14 protein-coding genes are annotated in these 15,455 nt (G+C 57.4%); 1 reads left to right on the forward strand and 13 read right to left on the reverse strand.

Annotated elements, in window-relative coordinates:
- Window positions 1–33 precede the first annotated feature (33 nt).
- Window positions 34–1,344, reverse strand: a complete 1,311-nt coding sequence (locus YBN1229_RS04070) for an ATP-dependent DNA helicase (RefSeq protein ID WP_046476899.1) — start codon at window positions 1,342–1,344, stop codon at window positions 34–36.
- A 264-nt stretch (window positions 1,345–1,608) separates the two neighbouring features.
- Between YBN1229_RS04070 and YBN1229_RS04080 the strand changes: the two genes are divergently transcribed.
- Complete coding sequence (locus YBN1229_RS04080; RefSeq protein WP_052743682.1) at window positions 1,609–3,063, forward strand: methyl-accepting chemotaxis protein; 1,455 nt, start codon at window positions 1,609–1,611, stop codon at window positions 3,061–3,063.
- Window positions 3,064–3,102: 39 nt separating this feature from the next.
- On the opposite strand, the gene typA is transcribed toward YBN1229_RS04080, so the two are convergent.
- The 12 genes from typA to leuC form a co-directional block, all read right to left on the reverse strand.
- The gene (typA, locus tag YBN1229_RS04085) at window positions 3,103–4,944 is read right to left on the reverse strand and encodes a translational GTPase TypA (RefSeq protein ID WP_046479938.1); all 1,842 of its coding nucleotides are present in this window, start codon (window positions 4,942–4,944) and stop codon (window positions 3,103–3,105) included.
- Window positions 4,945–5,266: 322 nt separating this feature from the next.
- A complete protein-coding gene (locus YBN1229_RS04090; RefSeq protein ID WP_046476903.1) occupies window positions 5,267–6,070 on the reverse strand; it encodes a hypothetical protein in 804 nt (267 codons plus the stop codon).
- Window positions 6,071–6,142: 72 nt separating this feature from the next.
- Entirely contained in the window at window positions 6,143–7,405 is a 1,263-nt protein-coding gene (locus tag YBN1229_RS04095) for an argininosuccinate synthase (protein ID WP_046476904.1), read from the reverse strand.
- Window positions 7,406–7,581: 176 nt separating this feature from the next.
- Window positions 7,582–8,340, reverse strand: coding sequence for a hypothetical protein (locus tag YBN1229_RS04100; RefSeq protein ID WP_046476906.1), 759 nt, complete (start codon window positions 8,338–8,340; stop codon window positions 7,582–7,584).
- A 105-nt stretch (window positions 8,341–8,445) separates the two neighbouring features.
- Window positions 8,446–8,994, reverse strand: coding sequence for a hypothetical protein (locus tag YBN1229_RS04105; RefSeq protein ID WP_152024955.1), 549 nt, complete (start codon window positions 8,992–8,994; stop codon window positions 8,446–8,448).
- 144 nt (window positions 8,995–9,138) lie between these two features.
- Window positions 9,139–9,555, reverse strand: a complete 417-nt coding sequence (locus YBN1229_RS04110) for a hypothetical protein (protein WP_046476908.1) — start codon at window positions 9,553–9,555, stop codon at window positions 9,139–9,141.
- Between the two features lie 7 nt (window positions 9,556–9,562).
- Window positions 9,563–10,798 (reverse strand): 23S rRNA (adenine(2503)-C(2))-methyltransferase RlmN, encoded by a 1,236-nt coding sequence (gene rlmN, locus YBN1229_RS04115; protein ID WP_046476910.1) that lies wholly within the window; start codon window positions 10,796–10,798, stop codon window positions 9,563–9,565.
- A gap of 96 nt (window positions 10,799–10,894) precedes the next feature.
- Complete coding sequence (gene leuD, locus YBN1229_RS04120) at window positions 10,895–11,500, reverse strand: 3-isopropylmalate dehydratase small subunit (RefSeq protein WP_046476912.1); 606 nt, start codon at window positions 11,498–11,500, stop codon at window positions 10,895–10,897.
- Window positions 11,501–11,535: 35 nt separating this feature from the next.
- A complete protein-coding gene (locus YBN1229_RS04125; protein ID WP_046476914.1) occupies window positions 11,536–11,961 on the reverse strand; it encodes a hypothetical protein in 426 nt (141 codons plus the stop codon).
- Between the two features lie 99 nt (window positions 11,962–12,060).
- Window positions 12,061–12,579: a hypothetical protein gene (locus tag YBN1229_RS04130; protein WP_090230524.1), complete on the reverse strand. Its 519-nt coding sequence runs from the start codon at window positions 12,577–12,579 to the stop codon at window positions 12,061–12,063.
- 177 nt (window positions 12,580–12,756) lie between these two features.
- Window positions 12,757–13,554 carry a class I SAM-dependent methyltransferase gene (locus YBN1229_RS04135; RefSeq protein WP_046476917.1) on the reverse strand — a complete coding sequence of 266 codons (798 nt, stop codon included), beginning with the start codon at window positions 13,552–13,554 and terminating at the stop codon, window positions 12,757–12,759.
- 153 nt (window positions 13,555–13,707) lie between these two features.
- The gene (gene leuC, locus YBN1229_RS04140) at window positions 13,708–15,114 is read right to left on the reverse strand and encodes a 3-isopropylmalate dehydratase large subunit (RefSeq protein WP_046479941.1); all 1,407 of its coding nucleotides are present in this window, start codon (window positions 15,112–15,114) and stop codon (window positions 13,708–13,710) included.
- Between the last annotated feature and the right edge of the window lie 341 nt (window positions 15,115–15,455).

A 15,455-nucleotide genomic window follows, 5' to 3' on the forward strand; every position in this document is an offset into this window, starting at 1 on the left:
TCCTACAGGTAATTCAAAAAGTTAAAACCGCGATCAGGCAAGGTTATCGAAAAGATCGCGATAACCCATAGCAGAACGGTCAAAGAGAATATCCCCTGGCCGGAGCGGACGCGCTAACGCGAGCCCTTCCAATGTCCGACAGCGTGACAATGCGACGTATGCTTGACCGTGCGCAAAGGTTCCCCGTCCGAGATCGATATAAACGCGATCTAGCGTGAGACCCTGCGATTTATGGATCGTCAGTGCCCAGGCCAAACGGACGGGAAATTGGGTGAAGGTGCCCGAAACCGTTTCGACAGTCTTGTCCTGCGTCTGATCGTAGGCATACCGACGCGCTTCCCACGCCACGGGCTCGATCTCATATTCCTTGCCCTCGATCTCGACCCACACCTGGCGTTCTTCCAAGCGCGAAATACGCGCCACGGTACCATTCACCCAGCGACGATCGGCATCGTTGCGCAACAAGATGACCTTGGCGCCAACCTTCAAAATAAGCCGAGTGTCGGTCGGATGCGCGTTCTGATTAAACTCGCCCGTAATATTCGCATCGTAGCAACGAGACTGGGAGGGGAGCGCATCGAGATAGGCCATGTTGATGCGCTGAGCCGCGGCATTAGTCGGCGTAAGGATCACAAAAGGATCACCCTCGCTCAGCGTCCGGATCGGCATAACGCGCTCGTTGAGCTCATTAAGATCATCCTCATCCGCCTCACCGTCGCGCACCCGGTTGAGCACGCGAATAAGCGCTTCATCCCGCTGCCGGAACACCTGCGCGAGCTCAATAAGCGCTGTACCCGCACCCTCCCGTAGCGATGGCACCGAGAAAAAGAACGGACCGCCGAAATTCGACTCGAGATGCTCAGCAACCTCTGCCTCCTGAACGACCGGGGGCAGCTGATGTAAATCACCAAACATAAGAAGGCGGCACCCGCCAAAGGGTTCGCGCGGACGACCACGATTGATGCGCAGAGATTGGTCCATCGCTGCCATAAGATCGGAACGGACCATGGAAACTTCGTCGATGATGACGAGCTTTAGGCGTCGCATCACGCGGCCATTACGGCTCCTGCGAATGTCTTCTGTGCGGATCAGACGTGGCGGCAAACCGAAAAACGAATGGATCGTCTGCCCACCCACGTTCACGGCGGCAAGCCCCGTTGGCGCCAGCACGACCATTTCCCCCTCGACCATGTCCCTTAGGCTTTGAAGAAGGGTCGATTTCCCTGTACCGGCGCGCCCCGTAACAAACAGATGCCCCTCGCCATGCCGCGCGTAGTCAAGCGCCGCTTGGTGTTCTTCGGTCGGAGTCAACCCGGCCGGCCAGACGGCGACGGCGTTGGTCATAGGGCCTGCTTCAAGGGTATTGGCTTCACAACAGCGATCTCGCGCGGCGAGTGGACAACGCACACAAACATCCCGCAAATCAACGGCGCAAGCAGCGCCAAATAGGCGCCACCGAGAGCTTTCTTCCGCTTAGGACGTGCACGGGCAATTGTCAAAATCACCCCCCGGACTGTCAACAGATGAGTGCTTAGCTTCATGCAAGCTAGGTAACAGAGAATACCCCCGCACGGGCATTTATATTTTAATTTGGAAGCGATATTAGCCATGCTGCAATTGCAATCAGATACATCCCAACTCGTTCCATCCTCATCAACAACATCGGATGTCAAGGATACTGACGCGCTCCTGAATCGCTTTGCTCAGGACGCCACGACGACAGCTCATCGACTCGCACACGTATCATGCAACATCGAGGAACTCTCAAAGCACATGACCGAGCAGGATGTGCTGCTGAACGAAGTGCGTTGTGAAATGAAGGAGTTGCAGGGCGAGAACTCTCTGATCGCGGCCAGCGCGCAGGAATGCCTGGCCGTAGCTGACCAAGCCAGAGAGAACATAGCGCAGTCTGTCCAACAGGTCCGCGCTTCCATCTCCAGCATGGAAGCGCTAGCGACGACCGTGTCAGAGGGGCAGACCTTGATCGCCTCGCTACGCGAAGCCCTCACCGAAGTGGCGCGAGCCGCCCAAGGCATCGAAGTCATCGCGCGTCAAACCAACATGCTCGCACTGAATGCAACGATCGAAGCCGCACGAGCCGGGGAAGCTGGTCGTGGCTTCGCTGTAGTGGCCAATGAAGTGAAAACGCTCGCAGGCCAGACAGCGAGTGCCACAAAAGCCATCGCGGGCACCGTTGCGGACCTGGAAGGCAAGTCCCAGCAACTGCTGCGTCAGGGAGAGAACAGCTCAAAGCTCGCGGAGACCACAAGATCGGCGTCGTCCGTGATTGGCAGCACACTCGATGGCGTCGAAGCCAGCGTGAAACAAGTTGTCGACGAAACTTCCGGAATCTTGAAAGCGGCAACCGCCATCGACACACGCGGAGCTGCTTTAGCTGGAACCATTGATGGGCTGGCCACTGTTTTCGAGAAGACCGGACAGAACCTTGTACGCACGAAGCAGCGAATGACGGATCTACAGATCTCGACCGAAGCCTTGGTTGAGACCACCATCGATTGCGGTATCGAAACCGCGGACTCACGCTTCGCCACCGAAACGCAGCGAGTTGCGGCACAAATCTCGGAAATCCTCAGCCTGGCTGTCACCTCTGGCACCCTCGATCACAGCACGGTCTTCGATCGCAGCTACCAAGCCATCGCCGGCACCAACCCGGAGCAGTTTCGCACCCGCTATCTGGATTTCTTCGACCACACCTTGCAGCCAATCTTCGATCGCGCCTTGAGTTTCGATCCGCGTTGCGTCTTCTGTGCCGCGATCGACGAGAACGGCTACCTGCCGACACACAATTCAAAGTTCTCGCGGCCGCAGGGCGATGATCCCGTCGAAAACGCTGCACGAAGCCGCAACCGCCGCTTCTTCAACGATCGCGTAGGTTTGGGTGCGGGACGCAACCAGAAGCCTTGCCTTGTTCAGACCTATCAGCGCGACATGGGTGGTGGTCACTTCGCCGCCATGGTCGATCTGTCGTCGCCAATCTACGTCAATGGAAAGCACTGGGGCGGGTTGCGCCTGGCCTATGCGTTAGACACCACCGCAAATTAGGTCCAGCCGAGGCCGTTGCGTTGGACGCGCCAACGTCGCTTAAGCGACGTTGGCGTCAGCAGCCTCGGCTTCCTTCTTGCGCTCTTGCTTCTTGCGTTCGTTGGGGTCAAGCCAGCGCTTGCGCAACCTGATGTTTTCCGGCGTCACCTCAACAAGCTCATCGTCCATGATGTAGCTCATTGCCTTTTCAAGCGACAAACGCATCGGCGGTGTCAGGATCAGCGCATCGTCCTTGCCGGAAGCTCGGACGTTGGTCAGCTTCTTACCCTGAATGACATTGACGATAAGGTCATTGTCGCGGGTGTGTTCCCCGACGATCATCCCTTCGTACACGCGCGTCTGCGGTCCGATCATCGATGGCCCGCGATCCTGCAGGTTGAACAGCGAATAGGCCGTAGCCTCGCCATTTCCATTTGAGATCAGAACCCCTGTACGACGCCCGGAGATCTCACCCTTATAAGGTGCGTATTCGTGGAAGATTCGGTTCATCACCGCCGTACCGCGCGTATCCGTAAGCAACTCGGACTGATAGCCAAGAAGACCACGCGTAGGCACATAAAGTACCATGCGTGTGCGTCCGCCGCCGGAAGGGCGCATCTCAATCAACTCGCCCTTACGCTCGGAAAGCTTCTGAACAACGACGCCGGAGTGTTCCTCATCGACGTCAATAATCACCTCTTCGATGGGCTCAAGCCGCTGCCCCGTTGTCTCATCTCTCTTGTAGACAACACGCGGCCGCGACACCGTAAGCTCAAACCCCTCACGCCGCATATTCTCGATCAGAATAGCGAGCTGTAATTCTCCGCGCCCCGCAACATCGAAAGAGTCCTTCTCAGCCGTTTCGGTGATCCGAATGGCGATGTTGCGTTCTGCCTCCTTCAACAACCGATCGCGAATGACGCGGCTCTGAACCTTATCGCCTTCTTGACCAGCGAATGGCCCGTCGTTGATGCGAAACAGCATCGAGAGAGTCGGTGGATCGATTGGCTGAGCGGCTAGCGGCTCCGAAACCTCTGGATCACAAAGCGTGTCCGCAACCGTCGCTTCACTCATCCCAGCAATCGCGACGATATCACCAGCCTCGGCCAGATCGACCGACGTCATCTCAAGGCCGCGGAAGGCTAACACTTTCGACACCCGGAAATTCTCGACCAACGAGCCGTCGTGATGCAACGCTTTGAGAGCCTGGTTAGGCTTGATACTCCCGGACGTAATGCGCCCCGTCAGAATACGGCCAAGAAACGGATCAGCCGTAAGCGTTGTGGCAAGCATCCGCGTCGGACCAGTGTCAACCTTCGGGGGCGGCACATGACGCAAAACCAAGTCGAACAAAGGCGCGAGACTTTCCTGCGGCCCAGCCGGATCTTCAGCCATCCAGCCGTTACGGCCCGAACCGTAGAGAACCGGAAAATCGAGCTGTTCGTCATTCGCGTCACAATTAGCGAACAGATCAAAGATGTCGTTCAGAACGTCCTGATGACGCTCGTCCGGCCGGTCGATCTTGTTAATCGCAACGATCGGCCGCAGCCCTTGCTTCAGGGCTTTCGACACGACGAATTTCGTTTGAGGCAAAGGACCTTCTGAAGCGTCGACAAGAACGATGGCACCATCAACCATGTTGAGAATACGCTCAACCTCACCACCGAAATCAGCGTGGCCGGGCGTATCGATAATGTTGATCCGCGTGTCCTTCCAAACCACCGATGTGCACTTGGCAAGAATAGTGATGCCGCGCTCGCGCTCAATATCGTTAGAATCCATCGCCCGCTCGGCGACCTGCTGATTTTCTCGGAACACACCTGACTGTTTCAGCAGTTCGTCCACGAGGGTTGTTTTGCCATGATCGACGTGAGCGATGATGGCAATGTTTCGCAATTCCATGAAAACTCCGACATCGGATAATGTATTGATACGGTGCCGCCCAATTTTGCAGCGCACCATTTTGTCGCCGGGACGTAGCATATTGCAGGCTGAACCGCCAGCGGCTTGCCGCACAACCTCCCGGAGCGATCCAAAGCTCAATCTCAGCAATTTGCCGCCACGGTTGGTCTTAACCACGCCTTTGCTCCGCTTCAGCAAAGGGGGCTCTAGGTTTCGTGACGCGGCGACGAGAGACGCTTATATGGCAATGAGAACGCGCCAGATCAACTAAGACAACTTCGAACCCTGTCCAGCTCCAGCGCCCGCGTCACGATTGACGGTGTCATCGGGCGACGGTCGGAGGAACGCTTTCACGGGACCTCTCCTGGCTGTCCGCACCACCGTTCTCGTCTGCGTAAAGCCCCCACAAGAAGGCATCGATATCCGGCCGCTGAGACGCATCTCGGTCCTGTTGTCGCCTTTGCCGATTTTGCCGTTTGCGAGCATAACTTCGTGCGCCGGGCCGTTTTAAGCGGCGTCCGGCAGCGATTAGCAAAGGATGGCGCGGCTCTTCCAGATCCAGCTCTTCGAGGAAATTTTCGCGGAGCGCAAAAAAGGACTGCATGATCGCATCGCCAGCGAGTTTGCGCTCTTCTGCAGTAATATTGGAACGCTTGCGTGGATCGACCGATTGTAGCGCACGGCGCATATCGTGGAGCGGTGCGTAAGGATAAAGCCCGATCAGATCATCCGTCTCGCCGGCGTTCTTATAAACGACCCGCATCGTATCGATGACTTCTGACACCCGGCAGTAAGCCTCGATGTAATCATCCGCCGAAGGGTTCTGCTTTTCGCAGAAGGTGAACAACGCCGACTTCGTCCGAACAATGCTGCGCCATTCGTCTTCCAGTGCCGTGACGAAGCTGGCGCGCTTCTGAAAGACGTTGGCCAGATAGGCAGCAGCCAACGTGGCGATCAGAAGCGCCATATCACTCACGAGCTTGTAGATCTTACCGGCTGCGGCGAGAAATGCTGGAGGAAGCCCCGGAACGAGATCGGCAAACGTCGCGAGAAAGGACACTCCGATCACTAGGAGTATCGAAACGTAAACCAGCCACAGCTTCTTATTGAGACTGGTCCGGGTCATCGGGCGGCTCGCGGCACGGGCATCACACTCCTTCGAGCGACGACGCCTTGTGCCTAGCCCCGGACAGGCGTCTTACGCCCCACCACGATTGCGCAAACCCAGCGTCCTCAATCTCAGCGCCTGCAGACGGATGAACCCTTCCGCATCCTTCTGATCATAAGCGCCTTTATCGTCCTCGAACGTAACCAGCGTTTCCGAATAAAGCGATTGCGGACTGCTGCGTCCAATGACGATCACGTTGCCCTTGTAGAGTTTCAGCCTCACTTCACCCTCGACATGCTCTTGGCTCTTGTCGATCAGAGCCTGCAGCATCTCCCGCTCGGGTGAAAACCAGAAGCCGTTGTAAATGAGTTCAGCGTAACGCGGCATCAACTCGTCTTTTAAGTGCGCTGCGCCGCGATCCAGCGTCAGGCTTTCAATTGCCCGATGCGCCGCGAGCAGGATCGTTCCACCCGGCGTTTCATAAACACCGCGCGATTTCATGCCCACGAACCGGTTCTCGACCAGATCGACGCGCCCAATGCCATTATCGCGGCCGAGATCGTTCAACCGCGCCAAAATCGTTGCCGGCGAAAGCTTCTCACCGTTGATGGAAACGGCATCGCCCTTGGCAAATCCGATCGTGATGACGGTCGGTTTATCGGGTGCATCCTCCGGCGCGATTGTCCGCTGGTAGACATAGTCTGGTGGCTCGACGTTGGGGTCTTCGAGTACCTTGCCTTCCGATGACGAGTGCAAAAGGTTCGCGTCGACAGAGAACGGAGCTTCTCCGCGCTTGTCCTTCGCCACGGGGATCTGATGCTTCTCCGCAAACGCAATCAGGTCTTCGCGGGAATTGAAATCCCACTCCCGCCATGGCGCGACAATGCGGATAGATGGCTCCAGCGCGTAATAGCCAAGTTCGAACCGAACCTGATCGTTGCCCTTCCCGGTTGCGCCGTGACAGACAGCATCAGCCCCAGTCGCCCGGGCAATTTCGATCTGCTTCTTGGAGATGAGCGGCCGCGCGATCGACGTTCCAAGCAGGTAAATACCCTCGTAGAGTGCGTTGGCCCGCAGCATCGGGAAAACATAATCCGCGACGAATTCCTCGCGCAGATCCTCAATGAAGATGTTCTCAGGCTTAATGCCCAGCAGTTCAGCCTTGCGGCGAGCGGGCTCCAGCTCTTCACCCTGTCCCAGATCAGCAGTGAAGGTAACAACCTCGGCGCCATACGTTTCCTGCAGCCACTTGAGGATGATTGAGGTGTCAAGGCCACCGGAATAAGCGAGCACGACCTTTTTGATCTTGCCTGCCTGTGCCTTGTCGCTGCCGTTTGAATTGCCCGAGGCCATGTGTCTTCCCGTCGCTGAACCGCGCACCGTCCATCAGTGCTGCGTGTATGAAAGCATGCGACGCATGACGCATCGCGCGCCGCACTATAGGCATCGCGCGAACGCCGACAAGCGGGACACCAAGATATTTGGCTGCGTCAAAGAGAGATTCGTACCGACCCGTCGGCCGCTATGCCTTACCAGAAGCCCACGCGCCCCAGGTCGGAGAGCATCGTTAAGCCCTCAGCAGAGAGCGGAGCTATCAAGAACAGCAAAGCAAATGGCGCGGCAACAGGAGCCGAGTTTACGATACGAGCCACGGCATGACCACCGCTCGAGCGGTAGCTCACAACCGCCGACTCAACAGACTTGGCCGCGGTATTCAGCGCATCCATAGCCGCGACATTGGCCTGCGCCGTCGGCCAAGCCACAGTTTGTGGAACACCTATAGCCATCATTCCGCAGGCCATCGGCCAAGCCATGGCCGTGCGCGGATCAGACATTGCCACCCATGGAGCGAAGGGCCCCCACATCCACGTCGGAAACCCCAAAAGACTGTCATTCGCGGCACCGGGCATTGCCGACATCTGACTGGCCCCCATCCAAGGCATCATGCAGGCCCATGGTCCAGCGGGTGTCGACGCGCGGCTTGTCGATGATGAAACCTCAGGCGGCGGCACATACCACGACTTCGGCTTTTCCGGAGCCGGGGCAGGCACAGCCGCCTTCAGCATTTCCGTCCAATAGCCAGCTGCCTGTTCCGCAAAAGCGGCATAAGCAGCCCCCGTCGCTGTCAGATAGCCAAAGGCCGCATCGCTGCAGCACTTGTTAATGCGGGTTTGAGCCTGTGCATCAAACATGGCGATCAAACTTTCCTCTGCGGAATAAGGCGACGGATAAATCTGGCTGCCTTCGCCCTGGCGAGTATTTTTGCCGATCGCGAAATAGTGCCGCACCAAAAGTACTTCAATTTTTGCAGTGCAACAAGGCGAACTTGACGCGGAAGCTGAATTTTAATGCAGCAAGAGCTCAAATGAGGCCGATCTTCCGGCGTACACGCTTTAGGCTTGTAGCTGCCTGCCGCTCCTAGGCGCAGACCCGGTACCATTGACCCGAGCATTCAGTTTGACCTGCGCCAAACGCTCGTCCTGAGGTGCGGACTCGCCGGTCGCGCCCCGTCCCTCACCGTTTCCGTCCCTAGCTTCGCCTCGGCGCGCCACAAAATCGGGCTTAGGAGGAGGAGATCGCCGTCCCGCAACACGGCCGGCAATCACCCAATAAACATAACCACCGATCACTCCGGCAAAAAGGTAGGCGGCAACAGCATACGCATTGGCAATCGTCGGGATGCCTGACGGCTCGGACGCATACAAAGCGGCAAAACCCAAAAGAGAAATAAGCAGACCAGCAAAACCATAGTACGGCCACCCACGGATACGGAGCCAATGGGCGAGACCGATTGCAATCGCCGCGAAGGGGAGCGCAAATATCGCCGATTGAGTGGCAACTGCGAGGATTAACGCACCAGCACGCGCGAGCCGCTCCAATTGGGCGTCAGGACCCAAAGCCAAAATGTCGGCCGGCGTTATAACGAAAGCGACCTTCGTCATCGCTGCCGCCAGACAGGCGAATACAAACCCCAATAGAATGCGCAAGAACGACGCGATCATAATCTGCCTGGCAAAATAACTCTTGGACCCGTAGCGGAAGACCCTACGCCAAAAGGCGCAGGACGCAAAATTGAGCAGATGGCTTCAGGTCCATCGACCGGCCAGCAGCCAATAAACAAATCCCCCGGCAAAACCTGCGGTCGCGAACACCTGCCATAAGGTGACGTCAGCCGCGCCAAAGCCTGACGCAAATCCGGAGAACAACGGGATGGAGACCAGCGCGATTCCGCCCCCGACCACGTAGTAAATCACCGACCTGATGCGGGCCACCTCACCGATCACGACAACGGCAAGCGCCGGAATGATCGTGGCTCCCGCGACCAGTAGGATGCCGTCTTCCATCAGGCCAAAGAGGACATCAGGGTTCTCGACATCGCCGTAACGGTGCATCACGTGCGTCACGCGCTCTAACCCTAGCGTAAACAGCACGGCCATCGTCACCACCGCTGCGATGAGAAACGACAAGGGTACAACCAGCAATCGCCCAAGTGCGCGCCCCACGTCCCCGTTAAGCTCCCTGTCCGGAGCCGGCCGTGCCGGATTGGGCTACAGAGCCCCCCCGCGCGGAAGCCCTGATCTTGAGACTTTCAGATTTCAGCTGACCACAAGCTGCGAAAATGTCCCGTCCGCGCGGCGTCCGCACAGGACTGGCGTATCCCGCCTTGTTGACGACCTCGGCAAACCGCTCGATCTGCTCCCAATCCGAGCATTCATATTGTGACCCGGGCCACGGATTAAACGGAATAAGATTAATCTTCGCCGGAATGCCCTTGAGCAGCTGCACCAGGGCTTTGGCATCGGCGAGGCTGTCGTTCACGCCCTTCAGCATGACATATTCGAACGTGATGCGCCGGGCGTTGGACAGACCAGGATAGCTTCGGCACGCATCGAGCAATTCGCTGATGGGGTATTTTTTGTTGATCGGAACCAGTTCGTTCCTCAGGTCGTCGCGCACTGCGTGCAGAGAAATCGCCAGCATTGTCTGCGCTTCGCCGCCCCAACGCGCGATCTCCGGCACGACCCCAGAAGTCGAGAGCGTAATGCGGCGCTTCGAAACGGAAAGTCCTTCACCATCAGACGCAATGGCCATAGCCGCTTTGACGTTATCGAAATTGTAGAGCGGCTCCCCCATGCCCATAAGCACGATATTTGTGATCTTGCGCTCTGTGGAGGGTAGCAACCGCCCATCGTCCGGAGCAACGGCATCCGGCCAATCCCCGATCCTATCGCGCGCCACTAGAATTTGAGCGACAATCTCATCCGCGCTCAGATTGCGCACCAAGCGCTGCGTACCTGTATGACAGAAGGTACACGTCAACGTGCAGCCTACCTGGCTAGAAATACACAACGTACCGCGATCGGACTCTGGGATGTAAACGGTTTCGATTTCTGGAGCCGCCACTTCCGTACCACTGCGCCGCAAACGGAGAAGCCATTTGCGTGTGCCGTCCTGCGAGACCTGTTCGCTAACAATCTCCGGACGGTCGAGAGAGTAGCGTTCAGCCAGCCGCGCGCGCAGATCCTTCGAAACATCCGTCATAGCGTCGAACGAAGGAACACCGCGTACGTACATCCAACTCCAGAGCTGATTGACCCGCATCCGAAGTTGCTTGTCCGGCACCCCAACCGACGTCAGCGCCGCACACAGCTCACCGCGCCCAGCCCCGGCGAGGCTAGGCAACGGTTCCGGTCTGGTTACGGACGCCTTGTCCTTGGGGTCAAGCGCGTCGACGACGAGCACCATAGATCAATCACCTGCAGCGTTACGCGTATGGCCCCATATGTAGCCACGAAGGTGCAAACGGCAAATGCACGGGCCAACGGCAATGTTAATTGCGCGTCACGCCCAAGGACGCGACTGCGACATCTGCGACTCGAAGGAATCGATCTTATCCGCCTTTTCGAGCGTGAGCCCAATATTATCGAGACCGTTGAGTAGACAATGCTTGCGGAACGGGTCGATTTCAAAGCGGATCACACCGCCATCCGGTCCGCGAATTTCCTGGGCTTCCAAATCGACGGTAATCGTCGCATTGGCTCCACGCGATGCATCGTCCATGAGCTTGTCGATCTCAGACTGCGGCAGCTTGATCGGCAAGATCCCGTTCTGGAAGCAGTTGTTATAAAAAATGTCCGCGAAATCTGGAGCGATAACGCACCGGATACCGAAGTCCAACAGTGCCCACGGGGCATGCTCGCGCGACGAACCGCAACCGAAGTTGTCGCCCGTAACGAGGATCTGCGCACTCCGGTATGCAGGCTTGTTGAGAACGAAATCCGGATTTTCCGAGCCACCTTGCCCATAGCGCATTTCATAAAACAGCGACTTACCAAGCCCGGTGCGCTTGATCGTCTTAAGAAACTGCTTGGGAATGATCATGTCGGTATCGATATTGCGCAGCGGCAAGGGAGCAGCAATACCGGTCAAAGTCGTGAACTTATCCATTCAATCCTCGTTCTGGCCTACGGCCATGCATCGCGTTAGGCGCGTAGTCCATCGGCTAAAGCGCGGAAATAGCCTTCAGCATCAGCCAGTCGGTCGATTCGGAAGGAATTGACCGCGAAAGCCTCAGAATCCCGCAATTCACTGGCGCAGATGGTTTCCAAACGCCTTTTAACGCCAGCCAGCTTACGTCCGTCAAGCCGATGCTGCAGAACGTCTACGATTGTCTCGACATATCCGCGCATCCGCCCGAATTCCCGAATGACCTGACGCCGAGCAGATCGATCGCCGCGCCGGCGCTCAAACCGAGCTAAGGCGTCCCCTGCACGGTTCAAGGTCTCGGCAATTGCCTCGGCATAATCAGCGACACGGGCGCGACGTTCCGGTTCTAGCCCGGCGAGATCGCCCAACCATTGGTGCAAAACCAGCGCCAAATTCAGGATTTTGTTTGCGTAAGCCGTCACCCATCACCTCGCCGCTTCCCACAAATCCTAAAATTGTGGGCGGGGGCGGGGACAAACCAGACGCTAAGATAGATTCCTGACCCGAGGCCGAGATGAACGTTAATGGACCTTAGGGTCGGCGTAGCATTTGCGCATGTACTCGCAGCGATGCGAGCCGGACAAATGCATCATGTCGCCCTTCGCCGGCGCAATGAACGTACAAACCTCATCCAAACCGGCAGGGGTCAACCAACCTTGGCGGCGTCCGCGTTGGACCGCAAAACAATCAGCGGTCTCTTCATCTGGGCCGCGAAACTGATGCCCGCACTCGTGTGCAAAGATCCACTGCTTCACCGAGATGGAAACCTTGTCGAGCAACCGCGGGTTCATGATGAGAAAGCCCGGATAGGCCGCACCGTAGTCATCCAACTGCGGATCGACCACGACGGGCCGGCGGCCGCACCACTGCGTCTGGCCGTCAAGCTTGAACTCACCCGGGGACAGAATCCTGGCAGTTCCGCCAACGTGCGAAACGTACTCTTCCGGTGTCGGCGGGCCATCTGCCTTAGCGCCAGCCGCCGCAAAAAGGAACGTGGCAGTGGCAACCGCGATCCAACCAGCCGTTTTTCCAAGCCCCATTAAAATCCCCGCTCCGACAGTTGCGAGATGACTGCACATCCAACCCTTGCCCGAAATAGCCCGGTCTTCAACCCCTGGACTTCAAAGACCCACGGATTCCGAACCACGCGGGGCAAGAAATACCGTTTAGATTGATAAGGCGTCAGTCGTTGCGATTTTCTAACAACATAAAGCCCCTTAATCGCTAAGCTCAGCCACGACGATGAATTCCTGTAGCGTAAAGTGCAGATCCCCATCGATCTCACGCGGCATCAGAAACGTCGAGAGCGGCGACGTCGCACATAGCAATTGCTCTAACTCTGCGACCGTCTGAGGCCCACAGCGCATGCGGTCTACCCACGGCTGGAAACCCATCTCCTTGCCAATCTGTTCCCGCGCCAACACGGTAAAACCAGCCTTGTCCAAGATCCCAACCCACTCATCAACGGAGAGCGCTCTGGCATGGCTGGGATCGCGCAGTTTCTCAAACGCATTGTAGGCGACACCAGCTTCTCTGATTTGGTCGTCGGTCAGACCTGCAAGCCGTTCCGCATCTGGCGTAACGTTGTCGACCACGGCAATGCGGCCGCCCGGCTTGAGCACACGGCGTGCCGCAGCGACGAATTGAGCAATGTCGGGAAAATGATGCGCGGCCAACCGGCATGTTACGAGGTCGAACGACGCCGCATCAAACGGCAGCTCTCCGGCTTCGGCTTTCGCCGTCCGTAAATTGCCGAGGCCCTTCTCTCGCGCCAACGCTTCCGTCTGCCCAAGCATCTCGTCCGTAATATCGCTGGCGACAACCTCAGCGACGTGAGGTGCGAAAATCGCTGCCGTATGCCCGGCACCCGTCGCCACGTCCAACACTCGCCAATTACGGTGCGGACCGACGAGTTCAACAACACGGTTGAGACTGGCTCCCGAGCGATGCACTTCACACTCTGCATAATGCTTTGCGCTCGGTCCGAACTGCTGCTGAACAAGCGTTTGAGACATTGGCGAACCTCCGCATTTGGATGAGGCCTTTTCCTCTACGAGAGGGGCCAACTAAGGGCAGCGCGCGTAAATAGCAGCCCGAAAAACAACAAGGCCGCGCGTATCGAATTCCGCGCGGCCTTGCCGATCAATCCATCTCCGGTCCTCTCAGGATTAATGTGCCCAAGACCGGATATCGACGAAATGGCCTTCGAGCGCCGCCGCGGCCGCCATAACCGGCGAAACAAGATGCGTACGGCCCTTATAGCCCTGGCGGCCTTCGAAGTTACGGTTTGACGTCGAAGCACACCGCTGTTCTGGCTTAAGTTGATCCGGATTCATACCCAGGCACATCGAGCAACCCGGTTCGCGCCACTGGAATCCAGCATCGACAAAGATCTTATCCAAGCCTTCTGCTTCGGCCTGCGCCTTCACAAGACCTGATCCCGGAACAATCATCGCATAGTCCAGACGTTCCGAAACCTTGCGCCCCTCGACGATCTTCGCAACAGCGCGCAGATCCTCGATACGTCCATTGGTGCATGATCCGATCCACACGACGTCGAGCGGAATATCCGTCATCTTCGTACCAGACGTCAGCCCCATGTAAGACAAGGCCCGCTCCATGGAACCCTTCTTATTGGGATCCGCGACGGCGTTGGGATCAGGAACGACGCCGGATACCGACACGACATCCTCGGGAGACGTACCCCAGGTGATGATCGGCGGAAGCGACGCGGCATCGAGCTTCACTTCGGTATCGAAATGCGCGCCCTCGTCCGTCGTGAGCGTTTCCCAATATTTCATAGCCATATCCCAGGCGGCACCCTTTGGTGCCTTGGGACGGCCCTTGATAAAATCAAAGGTTGCCTGATCCGGCGCGATCATGCCAGCGCGCGCACCGCCCTCGATTGACATGTTGCAGACAGTCATCCGGCCTTCCATCGAAAGCGCACGGATCGCCTCACCGGCATACTCAATGACGTGGCCCGTACCGCCGGCCGTTCCGATCTCACCGATGATCGCCAGGATGATGTCCTTGGCCGTCACACCCTCGGGCAGCTTGCCGTCGACCAGCACCCGCATGTTCTTGGCCTTCTTCTGGATCAGCGTTTGCGTCGCCAGAACATGCTCCACCTCGCTCGTGCCGATGCCGTGGGCCAACGCTCCGAAAGCACCGTGGGTGGACGTGTGGCTGTCACCGCAAACAATAGTTGTACCAGGAAGCGTAAAACCCTGCTCCGGTCCGACAACGTGAACAATGCCCTGACGCATATCGAGTTCATTGTAGTACTCGACGCCGAAGTCAGCCGCGTTCTTCGCTAGAGTTTCAACCTGCAGCCGGCTCTCAGGATCATCGATCCCGTTCGTACGCTCAGAAGTCGGCACGTTATGATCAACGACGGCAAGCGTCTTCTCCGGAGCGCGGACCTTACGGCCGCTCATACGCAGGCCTTCAAACGCCTGCGGGCTCGTTACTTCGTGCACGAGATGACGATCGATATAGAGCAGGCACGTGCCATCTTCTTGCCGGTCTACAATGTGGTCATCGAAAATCTTGTCGTACAGCGTCTTTGCCATAACGGTTTGCCGTTCTTTCTTTTCGGATATGAAATGTCGCGCCACCGAAGGATCGCCAATCTTTGCGGGGCACTTTGTTCTTTGCAGCACACTAGATAGCGATTGGCAACGCCGCGCGCAAACGCTGCGAACGTCGCATCAAATAGGCTATTCCAGCCGACACGCCTCAGGGCAAGAAAAATGCCGGATCGAATAAACCTCGACCCGGCGCATTGAGGCAAACGTCGTAGCCTTCCAGTATCGAATGAGGTGGTGGCAAGAAACCGCACGCGACGCCGGTTGGCTAAAGTGACGCGATGACTCGCGCGCAGGCGGATCAAGGCCATGTACGCGAGCTCAAG

Source organism: Candidatus Filomicrobium marinum, from assembly GCF_000981545.1.
GTDB classification, from domain to species: Bacteria; Pseudomonadota; Alphaproteobacteria; order Rhizobiales; family Hyphomicrobiaceae; genus Filomicrobium; species Filomicrobium insigne.